Consider the following 16,882-nt stretch of genomic DNA (forward strand, 5'->3'; position numbering starts at 1 on the left):
CCCTTCCCCAGAAGTGACGAAACTTGGCGTTAACAAAGGCTGCGTTGCCGGAAAACAACTTCAATATTGTCTTTCGCGCCCGATCCTGGCAAACTTCCGGCATTCGGACAAGAGGGGTTACCAGATGCTGGAAGCTGCGAAGAGCTACAAGGGCTACCGTTCCTACGACTACCTGGAGGCAGGCGCCGACTATCGCCGGTTCGACCTGGCGCCGGAGATCGGCCGGGTTCCGGCCTACCAGGGGACCGAGCTCACCTCTGAGCAGAGCGAGCGCGTACGCCGTCTGCTCACCGACAGCCTGGTCGTCTCCCTGCACGACCACCCGTCCGTCTTCCCCGACGACATCACCCAGACCGTGGACTACAACCGCACGGCCCGCCAGCACACCGGGTTCGAGGGCCTGGCCCGCTCCGGCATGACCGCCGTCTTCGACAACCTCATGGACGGCACCTGCTGCATCACCAGCCAGGCCGGCTGGAAGTGGAACGACGTGGTGGCCGACATCGGCATGCGCCTGTCGGACATCGCGCACCAGGACTTCGTCATCAAGGTCGAGCGCCTGGCCGACGTGCGCGAGGCGCACGCCAGCGGCCGCCTCGGCCTCGTGCTCGCCCTGGAGGCGGCCACGATGATCGAGAACGAGGTCGACAGGATCGACATGTTGTACGGCTTCGGCGTACGGCAGATGGGCATCGCCTACAGCGAGGCCAACACCCTGGGCAGCGGCCTGAAGGAGCGCGGCGACGGCGGCCTGACGCTGTTCGGCGAGAAGGCCGTGCGCCGCATGAACAAGCTGGGCATCGCCATCGACGTCTCCCACTCCGGCGACCAGACCTCGCTCGACACCATCCGCCATTCGGACAAGCCCATCCTCATCACCCACGCGGGCGCCCGCTCGGTCTGGCCGACGAACCGCATGAAGCCGGACTCGGTCATCAAGGCCGCGGCCGAGCGCGGCGGCGTGATCGGCCTGGAGGCGGCCCCGCACACGACCCTGTCGCCGGACCACCCGGAGCACAGCCTGGAGTCGGTGATGGACCACTTCACGTACTGCGTGGACCTGGTCGGCATCGACCACGTGGCCTTCGGCCCCGACACGCTCTTCGGCGACCACGTGGGCCTGCACGACGCCTTCGCCGACCACCTGTCGCTCAGGGAGGCGCACGCGGGAGTCGGCTACGACAAGGTCATGTACGTGGACGGCCTGGAGAACCCGGCCGAGTGCTTCTGGAACATCATCGCCTGGCTCGTCACCCACGGGTACTCCGACGAGGAGATCACCAAGGTCGTCGGCGGCAACGTCATGCGCGTGCTGGAAGAGGTCTGGATCTGATGAGACGTGCCGCCCTTCTCGCGGCGCTGGCCGTCGCCCTTACCGCGGCCTGCGCCCCCAGCGTCCCCGGCCAGAACGGTTCGGGGCAGAGCGCCCCGGCCTCGGCCGACCGGCTGACCATCGGCACGACCGCCGACGTGGTCAACTTCAACCCCCTGGTCGGCAACAGCCGTACGGACTCGTGGGTCACCAACCTCATGTACCCGCACCTGATGCAGATGGACGCGACCGGCAAGCGCGTCCCGTACCTGGGGACCGAGTGGTCCTACGCCAAGGACGGCAAGACGGCCACGGTCAAGCTGCGCGATGACATGAAGTGGTCCGACGGCAAGCCGGTGACCGCCGACGACGTGGTGTTCGCGGTGACGGCGGTGCAGAAGGAGAAGTTCGGCGTGGTCGCCGGGCTCATCACGGCGCTGGACAAGGCGGAGGCCGTCTCGCCGACCGAGGTGCGGTTCAAGCTGAGCCGCCCCGACGGCACGTTCCTGGACAACGTGGGCTTCTGGCTGCCCATCGTGCCCAAGCACGTCTTCGAGAAGGCGCCGAGCGTGCAGAAGTTCGCCAACGAGGCGAACTGGGTCAGCGCGGGACCGTTCAAGCTGACCAAGGTCGAGCGCGGCCAGCGCTACATCATGGACCGCGTGGACGGCTTCGGCCCGGCCGAGCCGACCGTCAAACAGGTCGTGTTCCGGGTCTTCCCCGACGTGAACACCGAGGTCCTGGCGCTGCGCAACGGCGAGATCGACATGATCGGCAACGTGCTGCCGCCCGCCACCGCGACCGAGCTGAAGAGCGACCAGAAGGTCAAGCTGCAGCAGATCCCGTCGCTGGGCTGGGCGCACCTGCAGTACAACACCAAGCACAAGCCGCTGGACGACGTACGGGTCCGCCAGGCGCTGGCCCACGCCGTGGACTACGAGGCGATCAGGAACATCGCGCTCAAGGGCTTCGCCAAGTCCTCCAACTCCAGCGTGCTGACGCCGACGCTGCCCGGCTACGCCGACCCGGCCTCGAAGGAGTACACCTTCGACCCGGAGCAGGCCAAGAAGCTGCTGGCCGAGGCCGGGCAGCCGAACCTGAAGCTGGGCATGATCTACGACCAGGCCGACCCGAACATCGCCCGCTGGGCCCCCATGGTGCGCGACGCGGCGAAGAAGGCCGGGATCACGATCGAGCTGCAGGGCCTGGAGCGCAACACGTACCTGGAGAAGACGGAGAAACGCGACTTCGACATCTACGCGGGCTCCTGGGCGGTCATGGACAACCCGCCCGCCAACCTGGGGCTGGCCTTCAAGAGCGGCGGGTTCATCAACTACGCCCAGGTCACCGACCCCAAGCTGGACGCCCTGATCGACCAGTCACAGAAGGCGCTCACCGTGGAGGAGGCCAAGGCCCCGATCCAGGAGGCCGCCAGGATCATCCATGACCAGGTCTACGACAACGTCCTGTACGTGGAGGAGTTCAACATCGCGCACTCCACCAAGTGGACCGGGTTCCAGCCGATGCCGAGCGAGCTGCTGTCCATCCTGAACCCGCTCTCCCTCGCCTCGGCGAAGCCGGCGGGCTGATCGCCATGCGCTTCATCGGCCTCCGGCTGGCCCGCGGCCTGCTCACCCTGTGGTTCGCGGTCACGGTGACGTTCTTCCTGGTACGCCTGCTGCCCGGTGACCCGGTGCTGGCCGTGGCCGACCCGAACATGACCGAGGAGCTGCGCCAGAAGCTGCTGGCCGACTTCGGCCTGGACAAGCCGCTGCTCGCGCAGTACCTCGACTACCTCGGTCAGCTCCTGCACGGCAACCTCGGCATGTCATTCCGCCAGTCGGTCCCCGTGACGACCGTGCTGATGGAGCGGCTGCCGTGGACGCTGATCCTGACGATCACGGCCATGGTGGTGACGATCATGCTGGGCATCCCGCTCGGCGTGCTCGCCGCCACCAGGGCCAAGGGCTGGCTGGACCGGGTCATCCAGCTCACCGGCGTCACGGCGCAGTCGTTGTTCGTGCCGAGCGTGGGCATCCTGCTCATGTACGTGCTGGGTGTCTGGCTCGGCTGGTTCCCCATCGGCGGCGCGGTCGACCTCGACGCCACCGGCTTCGGCGCGACGCTCAGCATGGTGCACCACCTCGTGCTGCCGTGCCTGTCGCTGGTGCTGATCCAGCTCGGCGGCTACGTGCTGACGATGCGCACCACGCTCATCGACGCGCTCGGCGAGGACTACGTCTCGCTGGCCAAGGCCAAGGGCGTACGGCCGGGCAAGGTCGTGTGGAAGCACGCCCTGCGCAACGCGCTGCTGCCGACCACCACCATCGCCGGGCTCCAGCTCGGCACCCTGGTCGGCGGCGCGGTGCTGACCGAGACGATCTACGCCTACCCGGGCATCGGCCGCGCCATCTACGAGGCGGTCGGCCAGCTCGACTTCCCTGTCCTTCAGGGCGCGTTCGTGCTGCTGGCGGCGGCCGTGGTGGTCGCCAACCTGATCACGGACGTGGCCTACGGAATCCTCGACCCCAGGGTGCGTACCTCATGACGGCCGCCGCTGTAGAGCTCACCCCCCGCCGGCGGACCTGGACCTCCTTCCGCCGCAACCCCCTCGGCATGGGCAGCGGGGTCGTGCTGACCCTGCTGGCGCTGGTCGCGATCTTCGCGCCGCTCATCGCGCCCTTCCCCGAGGGCTACGGCGCTGAGACCTCGCAGCCGCCCTCGGGCGCGCACTGGTTCGGCACCGACGACATCGGGCAGGACGTTTTCGCCCAGGTCGTCTGGGGCACCAGGGTCAGCATGGCGGTCGGCGTCAGCGCCTCCGTGCTGGCCATCGTCATCGGCCTGCTCATCGGCGTCAGCGCCGCCTACTTCAGGCGCCTGGACACGCCGCTCGGCGTGCTGGTTGACCTGTCGTTGTCGCTGCCCATGCTGCCGCTGATGATCCTGGTGGCGGCGCTGGCCGGGCCCAGCGTGCGCACGCTGGCGGTCGTGATCGCGCTGTTCAGCTGGCCCGAGGTGGCCCGCGTGGTGCGCTCGCAGGCGCTGTCCATCGTGCCCATGCCGTTCGTGTCGGCGGCCAAGGTCGTCGGCGGCTCGTCGTTGTGGATCGTGCGCAAGCACCTGCTGCCCGGCGTCATCCCCGTCGTCGGCGTGTCCGTGGTGCTCACCACCTCGCGCGCCGTGCTGGCCGAGGCCGGGCTCTCCTTCCTCGGCCTGGGTGACCCCAACAGCTGGTCATGGGGCACGATCCTGCACAAGGCGCAACAATCGGGCGCGCTGGCCTCCGCCTGGTGGACCACGTTGTTCCCGTCGCTGGCCATCCTGCTGCTGGTCCTGTCCACGACCCTGCTCTCCGTGGCCTACAACGACGCTCGCAACCACAGGAGCGACACATGACGTTCTCCCAGAGACTGCCCGACTCCTTCTACTCCGGCGCCCTCGACCGGGTGCGTGCGGAGATGTCCGCCATCGGACTGTCCGCCCTCCTCCTCGACGACCCGCTCGACGTCGCCTACCTCACCGGCTTCCACCACTTCCCGAACGAGCGGCCGGTCGCCTGCTGGCTGCCGCTCGACGGCGAGCCGGTGCTGCTCGTGCCCGACCTGGAGCGGGAGTACGCCCAGGACCAGCGGGCGCGGGCCGAGATCGTGGCCTACCCGGAGTTCCCTGGGGTCACCTCGCCGCTCGCGGTGCTCGCCGGGCAGGTGCGCGTCCCCGAGACGGCCGCGTACGCGTCCTCCACCAGCGTCGCCCGTACGCGGGCGCTGGCCGAGGCGTTCCCCGCGACCCGCTGGAGCGAGTGCGACGCGGTCGGCCGGGTGCGGCTGCGCAAGCTGCCCGAGGAGATCGTGCTGCACGAGGAGGCTGCCCGCATCGCCGACGAGATGATCGAGGCCGGCGTCGAGCTGGTCAGGGCGGCCGTCGAGAGCGGCGGCGAACTGCCCACCGAGACCGAGCTGGCCGGGCACGTCATCTCCCACGGCTCCCGCCTCATGTACGCCCGCCACCAGGACGTCGTCGTCGTGCCCATGCTCACCGGCGGCCTCGTGTACGGCGGCCCCAACTCGGCCCAGCCGCACCGCCTGCCCGGCGGTGACCGGCTGCGGGCGGGGGAGACGTTCATGCTCTCGCTCGGCTGCGCCGTCGGCGGCCGGTTCGTGGAGAGCGAGCGCACGTTCGTCATCGGCGAGCCCACCCCGCACCAGGCCCGCTACTACGAGGCCGTACGCGAGGCGCAGCACTTCGGCACCGAGGCGCTCATTCCCGGCGCGACCTGCGAGGAGGCCAACCGGCGCTGCCTGGCCGTGATCGAGGAGGCCGGGCTCGGCGAGCACATCCGCCACCGGCAGGGGCACGGCATCGGGCTCGGCTTCCACGAGCCGCCCTGGCTCTCCGACGGCGACGCGACCGAGCTGGCCCCCGGCATGATCCTGTCCAGCGAGCCCGGCGTGTACGTGCCCGGCCACGCCGGATACCGCATCTCCGACACCGTCCTGGTCACCGAGTCCGGGCCGCGCCGGCTCACCGCGTACCCGCGTGAGCTCACCGACGTCATCATCTGAAGGGACTCATGTGTACGTCGACATCAACGACAACCCGCTGAACGTCGAGATCCTCGGCGACGGCGAGAACGTGATCATCGCCCACCACGGCGCGCCGGGCCTCGGCTCGCTCGCCGAGCCCAGGTCCAGCTTCGGCCGGCTCGCGGACGCGTACAAGGTGGTCGTCTTCGACGCCAGGGGGTCGGGCGCCAGCGGCCTGAACGGCCCGTTCACGCACGAGCAGTGGGTGGCCGACGTCGAGGGCCTGCGCCAGTGGATCGGCGCCGAGCGCGTCGTGATCGCCGGCGGCTCCTACGGGGGCTTCATCGCCATGGAGTACGCCGCCCGGCACCCTGACCGGGTCAGCGCCGTGGTGCTGCGCGACACCTCGGCCGACAACGCCAACCAGGAGATGGCCACCCGCAACGCCGCCGCCTCCGCCCGGGTGACGATCGACCAGGACAAGCTCGACCGGATCATGTCCGGCACCGTGCGCGACGACGACGACCTGCGCGACTGCTGGCGCGAGATCCTGCCCCTCTACGACCACGACTACGACCCGGCGGCCGTCGAGCGGCGCGTGGCCGCCACCCCGTACCACTACGCGACACACAACTACGCCTTCGCCGTCAACCAGCCGAACTACGACATCAAGCACCTTCTCCCCGGCATCACCGCGCCCACGCTGGTGACCGTCGGCCGCCACGACTGGATCACCCCGCCCGAGTGCAGCGAGCTGATTTCCCGGCTCATCCCCGGCACCGAGCTGCGGATCTTCGAGCGGTCCGGGCACTCGCCGCAGGTGGAGCAGGCCGAGCAGTGGGAGGCGACCGTCCGTACCTTCCTCGGCAAGGTTCTGGGCGAGGTGCGCGAACGGGGCTGAACGCGCGATGATGCCCCCGATGGAAGATCTCGACGACCTAGACCGCAAGATCCTCGCCGCTCTCCACGTGAACGGCCGCGCGAGCTGGACCGACATCGCCCAGCTCCTCGGGATCTCCACCACCACGGTGGCACGGCGGGCCCAGCACCTGATCGGGGCGGGCCTGGCCCGGGTCGCGGTGCTGCCGCACCTGGAGCACGAAGGGCCCGTCCACGTGTTCGTGGTGCGGCTCACCTGCGCGCCCGGCAGCCAGCTCAAGGTCGCCGGGCTGCTGGCGCAGAACCCCGACATCCGGTACGTCACCATCGTCACCGGCGGCTACGACATCGTGTTCGAGCTGGTCGCGCCCAAGCACCGCGACCTCTACTCGATGCTGGTCGACTTCGTGCACAGCGTGCCCGGGGCCCAGCAGAGCAACGCCGACCTGGTGCTGCACACGTACAAGGTGAGCTACGACTGGAGCGTCCCCGTCCTCGGGGAGCGGGCGGCGTCCTTCGCCATGCGCCGGCCCGCGCACGTCTGCGAGCGCGGGCACCTCGACGACGTGGACCGCGAGGTGCTCGCCGCGATGCGGGAGGACGGCCGGGCCAGCTTCCAGTCCGTCGGCCGCCGGCTGGGCATCAGCGAGAGCACGGCCAGGCGGCGGCTGGAGGGCATGCTGGAGCGCGGCTGCGCCACCGTCACCACGTTCATCCCGGCCGCCGCGCTCGGCTACGAGGCGGAGATCCTGTTCTGGTTGTCGGTCGAGCCCAGCATGCAGGACAGCGTGGCCGAGCGGCTGTCGAACGAGCGGGGGGTGCGGATGATCGCCTCCATGCTGGGGCTGGCGTCGCTGATGTGCGAGGTGATCGTGCCCACCACGGCCGACCTGCACCACTTCACCTCGCGCACGCTGGCCTCCGTGCCCGGGATCCACTCGTGGACGGCCGGGGTGCAGGTGCTGACCGTCAAACGCGGCTTCCTCATGGTGCCGTGGGCCGAGAACCGCATCGCGGCGGCCCTGGAGGGCCGGCGAGTGTAGACGCGTCCCGCTGCCCGGCGGGTGCAGACGCGGGCCGCGTCCCACTGCCCGGCGGTCTACCCACCTGCCTGCTGCTCGTGCCGCCTCCGGCAGCCTGCCGGAGGCGGCTCGCATCACGCGACGGCGGTCCCTTCGAGCTCGACCATCAGGTCGGGGATCGCCAGCCGGGTCACCCCGAGCATCGTGGTGGACGGCGCCACCCCCGCGGCGCCCAACCGCGATGCCAGCACGCCGTAGTCCTGGAAAAGCAGATCGACGTCGGTGGCGTAGACGTTGAGCCGGACGAGGTTCGCGAGGGACATGCCCGCCTCGCCGAGCACGGCCTCCAGGTTGTCGAGGCTCAGCGCCAGCTGCGCCGCCATGTCACCGGCATGCTGGGGCTTGCCGTCGTCGCTCATCGCGGTCTGCCCGGAGCAGTAGAGGGTCCGGGTGTGCCCGGAGACGATCTCACCCTGGTTGTACCCCATCTCCACCGACCACGCCCACGGGTTGACCGCCGTTCGTTTCATTGCCACATCAGCTCGATTCGATTCGTCTTTCAGGGACGTTGATCAGCCTCCCAACAAATCACGACATCCTGTGTCGTGTATTTCTGTAGGGTTTTCGCATGCGCGCCGACCGGTTGGTCTCGCTGGTCCTGCTGCTGCGGCAGCACGGCCGGCTGTCCGCGACCGCACTGGCCCGCGAGCTGGAGGTATCCACCCGCACCGTGCTGCGCGACATCGAGGCGCTGTCCGCGGCCGGCGTCCCGGTCTACGCCGAACGCGGCCGGCACGGCGGTTTCGCGTTGTTGCCCGGCTTCCGGACCGAGCTCACCGGACTGAACGCCGACGAGGCCCTTGCCCTGCTGGTCGCCGGATCGCGGCGCGGCGCGCAGGCATTCGGCCTCGGCTCGGCGCTCGCCTCGGCGATGCTCAAGGTGGTCGACGCGCTGCCAGAAAGCTATCGGGACACCGCGGCCGGCGCGGCCGAGCGATTGCTCATCGACCCGGAGACCGACCTTCTCTCGCGCCGGCTCGTCGCCGAGGAGGTGCCTGACGCCATAGCGGCCGAGGTCCTGCGCGCGGTGTTCGCCGGACACAAGCTGCAGATCCACTACGCGGCCGCGGACCAGACCCCGAAGTGGCGCACGGTGGACCCGATCGGGCTGGTCACCATCCGCGACCGGGGCTACCTGCTGGCCACGAGGTCCGGCGCGGACCGCACCTACCGGCTGTCCCGGGTCTTGGCCGCCAAGGAACTCGCCGAACCCGCACAGCGACCGGACCGGGTCGATCTGGACCGGGCCTGGCAGGAACGCAGCACCCGGTTCCGGACCGGCGGCGACCAGGTCACCGTGCTGGTACGGCTGAACCCGGCGCGGCGGGAGGACCTGCTGGGCACCGCGCTGGCCGTCCTCGCCGAAGAAGCCGACCCGGACGGCTGGCTGCGGCTGGAGGTGACCTTCCAGGATCCGAGACACGCCGAATGGGCGCTGTGGCAGCTCTCCACGAACGCCGAAGCCCTGGCCCCGCAGTGGTTGCGCACCTCCCTGCGCGACCGGGCCGCCGCGATCGTCACCCGCTACAGAGCGTCATCCTGAGCCTTGCCGCCTTCAGCGGGCCGCCGCCGGACGCGATTCGGACCGCTGACCGCTCCGTGCCGGCGGGTGCCAAGCGCGCCGAACGTCGCGTGCGCAACGCGCGGCGCTGTCTTGTGGCAGACGGTCACGGCCTTTTCTACGATCACGGCCTTTTCTACGGTCGTGGCCCTTTCGACGGTCATGACCTTTTCGACGGTCATGCTCCTTTCAACGGTCATGGTCCTTTCGTCCGAACGCCGCAACCTCTTGACACCACCACCCCTGCCTTGACCAGCGGGCATCGGGCCAGGGATCAGCGGGTGTAGCGGTGTTTGGCTCCCGGGGGGAAGTACTCCGGGTCGCCCGCCTCGCGCAGCCGCAGGAACGGCATCTGCCGGCCCGGCGGGACGTAGGCGGCGAACTCGCTGTTCAGGCGCAGGAGCTGGGCCAGGATCGACGCGCCCACGGCCTGGGCGACCTCGTCAGACGGCTTCTCACCTGGCCGCAATTCCACCGTCACCGTCAGGTGCCGGTCGCGGTGCTCGTCCTCGGCCACCTCCAGCACGAACTTCCCGGTCACCGCGCCGCTCACCTCCGGCTGCTCCAGGCCGACCGCGATGTTCTCCGGGTAGACGTTCGCGCCGTAGTAGGACACGGTGAAGTGGCTGCGGCCGAAGACGTACACGAACGGCCGCCCGGGGCCCTCGTGCTGCGGCGTGAAACCGTGCTGCCGCAGGAAGCCCAGCAGGTCCTCATGCGGCAGGAGGCCGCCCTCGTCGGCGAGGTGGTAGCGGATGAGCGGCACACCGTTGTCGCCCGAGAACAGCAGCGTGCCCTGGTGCTCCTCGAAGAAGCGCACCCCCGGGTCGTACTGGAGGAGGGTCGGCAGCCTGGACTCGCCGAACAGCTTCCTGGCCGTATCAGGGCGTCCCGCCAGGAAACGGCGAATCTCGACGGACAGTGGGGTCTCGTTGCCCAGGACGCCCGCGTCGGCGGTGCCGTACAGGGAGGCGATGCCGCGTACGGGGTCGGCGATCCCGGCCCGCTCGGCGACCAGCGCCCGCCACTCCTCACTGAACACCTCGCCCGCCGTGACCAGCTTGACGTTCCAGTCGGCCCAGGGCAGGTCCTCGGTGTCGATCACGTTCTTCAGGAACGGCGGGTAGCCCAGCAGCACGACCTGATCGAAGTACGGGGCCAGCTCGGGAATCACCCGCAGGATCTCCCGCCTGTCCGTGCCCGGGGCGACCACGGTGATCGGGTAGCCGCGTTCGGCCAGGTGGCGGCAGCAGTTGACGGTGAACAGCCCGCCCACCCAGGTGCCCAGGGCGAAGCAGACGACGGCGAGGGTACGGCGCTCGCGGGCGCGGAAACCGTCCCTGAAGACCTCCTCGAACCTGTCCGCGATCACCCGCTCGTCGTCGGCCGACCGAGGCCAGAACGACGGCACCCCCGTGGAGCCCGACGATACGGCGATCATGTCCCCGATCACGCCGTTCCTGCACAGGTCAGGGAGGGGGTGACGGCGGGTGTAGTTCTCCTTGGTCGTCATGGGCAGCCGTGCGAAGTCACTCAACGTGACGATCTTCGCGGGATCCACCTCGTGCTCGGCCAGAAACCTGCCGTACGCGGGAACGGTGGCCGCCACCTGACGGAAGAGCTCAACCGGGTCCATCCGCCGACTGTACGGCGAGGCCCGCAATCACGAAACCGCCCCGACGTGCGGCGACCGGGATCATGGAACCGTCTTTGGGGTGTGGTGGTGACCGGGATCGAGAAATGGTGTGGTGCGTGGCGGCAGCGGGGGGCCGTGGAAGGGCGTGGTTCGCGCGGCGACTGGGGGCCGCCTCTGGTCTGTGGCGGCGTACGGGGTTCGCGGGACCACCTGGTGCGGCGGCAGTTTGGGGTCCCGGAACCTGGCGTGCGGCGGCCGGGGTTCGCGGAATCACCGGTGTGCGGCAGTTTGGGGTCCCGAAACCCTGGTGTGTGATGGCGATCTGGGAGCGCAGGGACCATCCGATGTACGGTGACGGCTGGGAGGGCGGGACCGTGTGGTGGGTGGTGACGGCCGAGACCGTGAGCCGCCCGCTGTGTGGTGACGGTTGCGATTGCGGAACGTCTGCTGTGCGGCGGAAGCATGGTGTGGCGCTGTGGCCTACTCTCCAGGGCGTACCAGGCCGCTCTCATAGGCGTACACGATCGCCTGGGCGCGGTCGCGCAGCCCGAGCTTCATCAGCACTCGCCCCATGTGCGTCTTGACCGTCTGCTCGGCCACGAACAACTTCTGGGCGATCTCCTGGTTGGACAGCGCCTGGGCGACCAGGATGAGCACCTCCGTCTCCCGCTCCGTCAGCTCCTCCAACCGCCTGCCGGCCACCGGCCGGGGCGCCCCGAGCCGGGCGAACTCGGTGATCAGGCGCTTGGTGATCGCGGGGGAGATGAGCGCCTCCCCGGCGGCGACCACGCGTACGGCCTCGGCGAGCTGAGCGGCCGAGGCGTCCTTGAGCAGGAACCCGCTCGCCCCCGCCCGCAACGCCTCATAGACGTAGTCGTCAAGATCGAACGTCGTCAGGATGAGCACCTTCGCCGATTGCTGCCGGGCCACCAACTCCCTGGTCGCCTCCAGCCCGTTCATGATCGGCATGCGCACATCCATCAGCACCACATCGGGGCGCAGCTCGGCGGCCCGCTCCACAGCCTCCCGCCCGTCGGCCGCCTCACCCACGACCTCGATGTCCGGCTGGCCGCTCAGGAACACCGTGAACCCGGTACGCACCATGCCCTGGTCGTCGGCGATCAGAACCCGGATCAAAAGCTCTCCCTCTCCGCGATCGGTAACGTCGCGCGCACCTCGAAGCCTCCACCGGCAACGGGCCCGGCATCGAGCGTCCCACCAAGCAACGCCGCCCGCTCCCGCATCCCCACCAGCCCTTGCCCACCCCCACGCCCAGCCCTGGCAGCAGTCCCGACCAGCCCTTCCCCGACCTCACGCCCGATCCCCGAACCGGCTCCGATCGGCTCTTCCTTGGCCCCATGCCCGGTCTTGGAACCGGCTTCGATCGGTCCTTCCTTGGCCCTACGCCCAGTCCTCGAACCGGCTTCGATCGGCTCTTCTCCGGCCTCACGCCCAGTCTTCGCAGTCGGCTCGGTCGGTCCTTCCCCGACCCCACGTCCGATCTTCCCTGTCGCTCCTTGCCCAGCTCGACGCCTGCTCGTTCCCGTCGGTTCTTGCTCGGCCTGGCGTTCGCTGTTCGTCGCCGCTTCCTTCGGTCCTTGAGCTGGCGCCTGCATGGTCGTTCCCGTCGGCTCAAGGTGCGCCTCCACGGCCGTACCAGGCGTCGGCCCGGGGGCCATGTCGTCTCCAGGACCGTTGGCGATGCGCAGGCGTAGTTCGTTGTCCTCGCGGGTGATGTCCACGGCGACGGTGGTGCCAGGGGCGTGCCGCATCACGTTGGACAGGGACTCCTGCACGATCCGGTACGCCGACAGACCCACGGCCTGTGGGAGCGTACCGAGTGAGGCGGGTTGTCTGACGAGGACGGCCAGTCCGGCGGCGCGGGCGTTGGAGACCAGTTCGTCGATCCGGTCGAGTCCCGGTTGTGGCGCGGTGTCCGTACGGCCGTCCTGGTCGCGTAGCACGCCGAGCACCTGCCGCAACTCCGCGATGGCCTCCAGGGAGAGCGCCCGGATCTCCGACAGGCCCGCTTCCAGCTGTACGGGATCGCCCGCCGCCTTGAGCGGCACCGCCTCCGCCTGGATGGCGATCACCGACATGTGATGCGCCACCACGTCGTGCAGTTCCCTGGCGATGCGAGCCCGCTCCGCCAGCACGGCCTGTGCGCCCTCCGCCTGCTGGGTACGCCGTTCCTCCTCCACCAGCCGGGCCGTGGCGGTGCGCCGGACCCGCACGTTGTAGCCGAACAGCAGCGCCACGGACGCGATGACGGTGACGAGCGGCATCGAGTTGGGGTGGATGATCCAGACGGCGAGGGCCGTGGTCGTCCAGATGGCCAGCGTGATGCGCCTGTCACAGCGGACGGCGACGGAATAGAGCACCAGCAGGTACATGATGACCAGCGGGACGGCGTACGGCGGGCTGCTGTGACCGATCGTCGTCGTCACCCAGAGGCAGACGGGCAGCAGCACGGCCGCCACCCGCCAGGCGGCCAGCGGCCAGCGGTCGCGCAGGGCCACGGGCAGGGAGGCCCCGATGGCTGTCAGGTAGACGAACAGCTCGGAGACGGGCTGCGGGCCGACGTAGGTGTTGGTGAAGATGAACCGCGCCCGGGAGTTCCATTCGAGCGCCACGGACAGCGTTAAGCCGTACAGGACGAAGGCCAGGATGAGGTCGGCCACCTGGACGAGGTTGTAGGACTTGAGTGGGACCACCGCGCCGAGCCGGCGCGGCACCGCGAACGTCAGGCGGCGCGCTGCGGGCGGCGGATCGGCGTCTCCCCGGAACAACGCCAATCCGAACGACTCCACGACCGCCCGCCCAGCCCGCTCGATCCGTCCCGTCACCCGGCCGACCTCCTCACCGCGCTCGCTGCCGCGCTCGCCGCCACGTCCGCTGCCGGGCTCGCCGTCTTTCGGGTGCTGGTTGGGCTGTCCCGCACGTTGGGCCGGCCGCCGTCCTGCTGGCCGGGTCCGCTGCCGGGTCCGCTGTCATCTGGGGTGCTGTCTCGCGTTCTGGGTCGGTCACCGTCCTGGTGGGAGGAGTGGCCGTCGGGCTGCGTGTTGAGCTCGTTGCTCGGTGCGCCGTTGTCTGGCAGGTCGGGCCGGGCGTCCTCCGTGGTGGGACCTGTGCCGGCGGGCATGCCGTCGGTGGCGAGGGCCTCGGTGGCGCATCTCCAGGGGCGCCAGTGGGCGATCGCTCGGCCGAGGTCGCGGGCGCGCTGGACGGGGATCACCTGGTCAAGCTTAGGAGCGTTGCCGCTGGAAGGCGTCACACCAGGGTTTGATCCTGGCCGTAAGCCTCAGGTACTGCTTACATGATTACGATCGCCCTGAGCGAACATCGGCAATGAAGGGAACAGCACCAGGCTCCGATGAGTTGAGCCGGTATAACTCAACCCTTTGGAGTTCGTATGAGTGAGAGCTTGATCCTCCCGGTCCTGCCGCTGGACGACGAGGTCGTCCTGCCGGGCATGGTGGTTCCGCTGGACCTGTCCGACTCCGAGGTGCGCGCTGCCATAGAGGCGGCCCGTGCATCCGGTGGCAACAAGCCACAGGTCCTGCTCGTTCCCCGGATCGACGGCCGATACGGCGCGGTCGGCGTACAGGCTGTGGTCGAGCAGGTCGGGAGGCTGCCGGGCGGAGAGCCCGCGGCAGTGGTGCGCGGCGTGAACCGCGTCCGCGTGGGCACCGGCACGACCGGCCCCGGCGCCGCACTGTGGGTCGAGGCCGACACGATCGACACCGTCGCAGCGGGTGAGCGCGCCCAGGAGCTGGCCAAGGAATACAAGGCGCTGGCCACCACCATCCTGCAGAAGCGCGGCGCCTGGCAGGTGGTCGACCAGGTCAACCAGATCGACGACCCCTCCGTGCTGGCCGACAGCTCCGGCTACACCCCGTGGCTGACCACGGCGCAGAAGGTCGAGCTGCTGGAGGCCGCCGACCCGGCCGAGCGGCTGGCCAAGCTGATCGAGTGGTCCCGTGAGCACCTCGCCGAGCTCGACGTCGCCGAGACGATCCGCAAGGACGTCCAGGAGGGCATGGAGAAGCAGCAGCGTGAGTTCCTGCTGCGCCAGCAGCTCTCCGCCGTGCGCAAGGAGCTGAAGGAGCTCAACGGCGACTCCACCGAGACCGAGGAAGAGGACTACCGGGCCCGGGTGGAGGCCGCCGACCTGCCGGAGAAGGTGCGCGAGTACGCGCTCAAGGAGGTCGACAAGCTGGAGCGGACCTCCGACCAGTCCCCCGAGACCGGCTGGATCCGCACCTGGCTGGACACCGTGCTCGACATCCCCTGGAACGAGCGCACCGAGGACAACTACGACATCGTCGGCGCCAGGGCCGTGCTCGACGCCGACCACACGGGCCTCGCCGACGTCAAGGACCGCATCATCGAGCACCTGGCCGTGCGCAAGCGCCGCCAGGACAAGGGCCTCGGCGTGGTGGGCGGCCGCCGCAGCGGCGCCGTGCTGGCCCTGGCAGGCCCTCCCGGAGTCGGCAAGACGTCCCTGGGCGAGTCCGTGGCCCGCGCGATGGGCCGCAAGTTCGTACGCGTCGCGCTCGGCGGCGTCCGCGACGAGGCCGAGATCCGCGGCCACCGGCGCACCTACGTCGGCGCGCTGCCCGGCCGTGTCGTCCGCGCCATCCGCGAGGCCGGCTCGATGAACCCGGTCGTCCTGCTCGACGAGGTCGACAAGGTCGGCGCCGACTACCGGGGCGACCCGACGGCCGCCCTGCTGGAAGTGCTCGACCCGGCCCAGAACCACACGTTCCGCGACCACTACCTCGAGGTCGAGCTGGACCTGTCCGACGTGCTGTTCCTGGCCACGGCCAACGTCCTGGAGGCCATCCCCGGGCCGCTGCTCGACCGGATGGAGATCGTCACGCTCGACGGCTACACCGAGGACGAGAAGGTGGCCATCGCCCGCGACCACCTGCTGCCCAGGCAGCTTGAGCTGGCGGGGCTGACCGCCGAGGAGGTCGCGGTCGAGGACGGCGCGCTGCGCAGGCTGGCCGCCGAGTACACCCGCGAGGCCGGTGTCCGCTCGCTGGAGCGGGCGCTCGCCAGGATCCTGCGCAAGGTGACGGCCAAGGACGAGCTGCCTGTCACCGTGGACGAGGACGGTCTGGTGGACTACATCGGCCGGCCGAGGTTCGTGCCGGAGTCGTCGCTGCCCGAGGCCACCCAGCGCACCTCGGTGCCGGGCGTGGCCACCGGCCTGGCCGTCACCGGGGCCGGGGGAGACGTGCTCTACGTCGAGGCGTCGCTGTCCGACCCGGAGACCGGCGAGACCGGGCTCACGCTGACCGGCCAGCTCGGCGACGTGATGAAGGAGTCGGCCAGGATCGCGCTGTCCTACCTGCGCTCGCACGGCGCGGAGCTGGAGCTGCCGGTCACCGCGCTGAAGGACCGCTCGGTGCACGTGCACTTCCCGGCGGGCGCCGTGCCGAAGGACGGGCCCTCGGCGGGTGTGACGCTGACGACCGCGCTGGCCTCGCTCCTGTCCGGCCGGCTGGTACGCGGCGACGTGGCCATGACCGGTGAGATCTCCCTGACCGGGCGGGTCCTGCCGATCGGCGGCGTCAAGCAGAAGCTGCTGGCCGCGCACCGGGCGGGCATCACCACCGTCCTCATCCCGGCCCGCAACGAGCCGGACCTGGACGACGTGCCCGAGGAGGTCCGCAAGGAGCTGACCATCCACCCCGTGAGCGACGTGCGCGAGGTCCTGGACATCGCGCTCGCCCCGGCTCAGGTCGCCTCCGTGGCGGCCTGACACCTCAGGGCGACTGCCCCGCCGTGCCCAGCCTCCTGGGGCGCGACGGGGCAGTCTCCTGTACGTGCTCGGCCAGCCCAGCTTGCTCGGCCAGGACGACGGCCCGCGGCTGGGGC

The 16,882-nt window shown here is 69.9% G+C and carries 15 protein-coding genes; 9 read left to right on the forward strand and 6 right to left on the reverse strand.

All coding sequences use genetic code 11. From position 1 onward, the window contains the following. The first annotated feature begins 124 nt into the window (after positions 1 to 124). The 7 genes from ACFPZ3_RS50885 to ACFPZ3_RS50915 are packed head-to-tail and all read left to right on the forward strand — an operon-like array spanning position 125 to position 7,760. Positions 125 to 1,333, forward strand: a complete 1,209-nt coding sequence (locus ACFPZ3_RS50885; protein ID WP_379521659.1) for a dipeptidase — start codon at positions 125 to 127, stop codon at positions 1,331 to 1,333. Beyond that, positions 1,333 to 2,901, forward strand: coding sequence for an ABC transporter substrate-binding protein (locus ACFPZ3_RS50890; RefSeq protein WP_379521660.1), 1,569 nt, complete (start codon positions 1,333 to 1,335; stop codon positions 2,899 to 2,901). Before ACFPZ3_RS50885 ends, ACFPZ3_RS50890 begins: the two co-directional genes overlap by 1 nt. Before the next feature lie 5 nt (positions 2,902 to 2,906). Continuing rightward, a complete protein-coding gene (locus ACFPZ3_RS50895; protein WP_379521661.1) occupies positions 2,907 to 3,860 on the forward strand; it encodes an ABC transporter permease in 954 nt (317 codons plus the stop codon). Continuing rightward, complete coding sequence (locus ACFPZ3_RS50900; protein WP_379521662.1) at positions 3,857 to 4,711, forward strand: ABC transporter permease; 855 nt, start codon at positions 3,857 to 3,859, stop codon at positions 4,709 to 4,711. The genes ACFPZ3_RS50895 and ACFPZ3_RS50900 overlap by 4 nt, the downstream gene beginning before the upstream one ends. Next, positions 4,708 to 5,877, forward strand: a complete 1,170-nt coding sequence (locus ACFPZ3_RS50905) for a M24 family metallopeptidase (protein WP_379521663.1) — start codon at positions 4,708 to 4,710, stop codon at positions 5,875 to 5,877. Before ACFPZ3_RS50900 ends, ACFPZ3_RS50905 begins: the two co-directional genes overlap by 4 nt. 10 nt (positions 5,878 to 5,887) lie before the next feature. Further along, entirely contained in the window at positions 5,888 to 6,739 is an 852-nt protein-coding gene (locus ACFPZ3_RS50910; protein WP_379521664.1) for an alpha/beta fold hydrolase, read from the forward strand. Positions 6,740 to 6,758: 19 nt separating this feature from the next. Beyond that, on the forward strand, positions 6,759 to 7,760 hold the full coding sequence (locus ACFPZ3_RS50915; protein WP_379521665.1) for an Lrp/AsnC family transcriptional regulator: 1,002 nt from the start codon (positions 6,759 to 6,761) through the stop codon (positions 7,758 to 7,760). A gap of 113 nt (positions 7,761 to 7,873) precedes the next feature. Here ACFPZ3_RS50915 and ACFPZ3_RS50920 read toward each other — a convergent pair whose 3' ends face one another. Then, positions 7,874 to 8,269, reverse strand: coding sequence for a RidA family protein (locus ACFPZ3_RS50920; protein WP_379521666.1), 396 nt, complete (start codon positions 8,267 to 8,269; stop codon positions 7,874 to 7,876). A gap of 98 nt (positions 8,270 to 8,367) precedes the next feature. On the opposite strand from ACFPZ3_RS50920, the gene ACFPZ3_RS50925 reads away from it, so the two are divergent. Then, positions 8,368 to 9,342: a helix-turn-helix transcriptional regulator gene (locus ACFPZ3_RS50925; protein ID WP_379521667.1), complete on the forward strand. Its 975-nt coding sequence runs from the start codon at positions 8,368 to 8,370 to the stop codon at positions 9,340 to 9,342. Here the strand turns inward: ACFPZ3_RS50925 and ACFPZ3_RS50930 are convergent. From ACFPZ3_RS50930 to ACFPZ3_RS50950, 5 genes are all read right to left on the reverse strand, one after another. Further along, entirely contained in the window at positions 9,324 to 9,542 is a 219-nt protein-coding gene (locus tag ACFPZ3_RS50930) for a hypothetical protein (RefSeq protein ID WP_379521668.1), read from the reverse strand. The genes ACFPZ3_RS50925 and ACFPZ3_RS50930 overlap by 19 nt on opposite strands. A 92-nt stretch (positions 9,543 to 9,634) precedes the next feature. Beyond that, positions 9,635 to 10,996, reverse strand: coding sequence for a phenylacetate--CoA ligase family protein (locus tag ACFPZ3_RS50935; protein ID WP_379521669.1), 1,362 nt, complete (start codon positions 10,994 to 10,996; stop codon positions 9,635 to 9,637). Between the two features lie 480 nt (positions 10,997 to 11,476). Next, positions 11,477 to 12,133 carry a response regulator gene (locus ACFPZ3_RS50940; RefSeq protein WP_379521670.1) on the reverse strand — a complete coding sequence of 219 codons (657 nt, stop codon included), beginning with the start codon at positions 12,131 to 12,133 and terminating at the stop codon, positions 11,477 to 11,479. Further along, on the reverse strand, positions 12,130 to 13,842 hold the full coding sequence (locus ACFPZ3_RS50945; protein ID WP_379521671.1) for a histidine kinase: 1,713 nt from the start codon (positions 13,840 to 13,842) through the stop codon (positions 12,130 to 12,132). The genes ACFPZ3_RS50940 and ACFPZ3_RS50945 overlap by 4 nt, the downstream gene beginning before the upstream one ends. Continuing rightward, the gene (locus ACFPZ3_RS50950) at positions 13,839 to 14,231 is read right to left on the reverse strand and encodes a hypothetical protein (RefSeq protein WP_379521672.1); all 393 of its coding nucleotides are present in this window, start codon (positions 14,229 to 14,231) and stop codon (positions 13,839 to 13,841) included. Before ACFPZ3_RS50950 ends, ACFPZ3_RS50945 begins: the two co-directional genes overlap by 4 nt. A 177-nt stretch (positions 14,232 to 14,408) precedes the next feature. On the opposite strand from ACFPZ3_RS50950, the gene lon reads away from it, so the two are divergent. Then, positions 14,409 to 16,766 carry an endopeptidase La gene (gene lon / locus ACFPZ3_RS50955; RefSeq protein ID WP_379521673.1) on the forward strand — a complete coding sequence of 786 codons (2,358 nt, stop codon included), beginning with the start codon at positions 14,409 to 14,411 and terminating at the stop codon, positions 16,764 to 16,766. The last annotated feature ends 116 nt before the right edge of the window (positions 16,767 to 16,882 follow it).

The sequence above is a fragment of the Nonomuraea insulae genome (genome assembly GCF_042656245.1).

Bases quoted from the DNA above. Each gene is read 5' to 3' on its own strand.
- ACFPZ3_RS50920 (WP_379521666.1), bottom strand. From the start codon at position 8,269: ATGAAACGAACGGCGGTCAACCCGTGGGCGTGGTCGGTGGAGATGGGG.
- ACFPZ3_RS50925 (WP_379521667.1), top strand. From the start codon at position 8,368: ATGCGCGCCGACCGGTTGGTCTCGCTGGTCCTGCTGCTGCGGCAGCAC.
- ACFPZ3_RS50905 (WP_379521663.1), top strand. From the start codon at position 4,708: ATGACGTTCTCCCAGAGACTGCCCGACTCCTTCTACTCCGGCGCCCTC.
- ACFPZ3_RS50915 (WP_379521665.1), top strand. From the start codon at position 6,759: ATGGAAGATCTCGACGACCTAGACCGCAAGATCCTCGCCGCTCTCCAC.
- ACFPZ3_RS50930 (WP_379521668.1), bottom strand. From the start codon at position 9,542: ATGACCGTCGAAAAGGTCATGACCGTCGAAAGGGCCACGACCGTAGAA.
- ACFPZ3_RS50890 (WP_379521660.1), top strand. From the start codon at position 1,333: ATGAGACGTGCCGCCCTTCTCGCGGCGCTGGCCGTCGCCCTTACCGCG.
- lon (WP_379521673.1), top strand. From the start codon at position 14,409: ATGAGTGAGAGCTTGATCCTCCCGGTCCTGCCGCTGGACGACGAGGTC.
- ACFPZ3_RS50900 (WP_379521662.1), top strand. From the start codon at position 3,857: ATGACGGCCGCCGCTGTAGAGCTCACCCCCCGCCGGCGGACCTGGACC.
- ACFPZ3_RS50935 (WP_379521669.1), bottom strand. From the start codon at position 10,996: ATGGACCCGGTTGAGCTCTTCCGTCAGGTGGCGGCCACCGTTCCCGCG.
- ACFPZ3_RS50895 (WP_379521661.1), top strand. From the start codon at position 2,907: ATGCGCTTCATCGGCCTCCGGCTGGCCCGCGGCCTGCTCACCCTGTGG.
- ACFPZ3_RS50885 (WP_379521659.1), top strand. From the start codon at position 125: ATGCTGGAAGCTGCGAAGAGCTACAAGGGCTACCGTTCCTACGACTAC.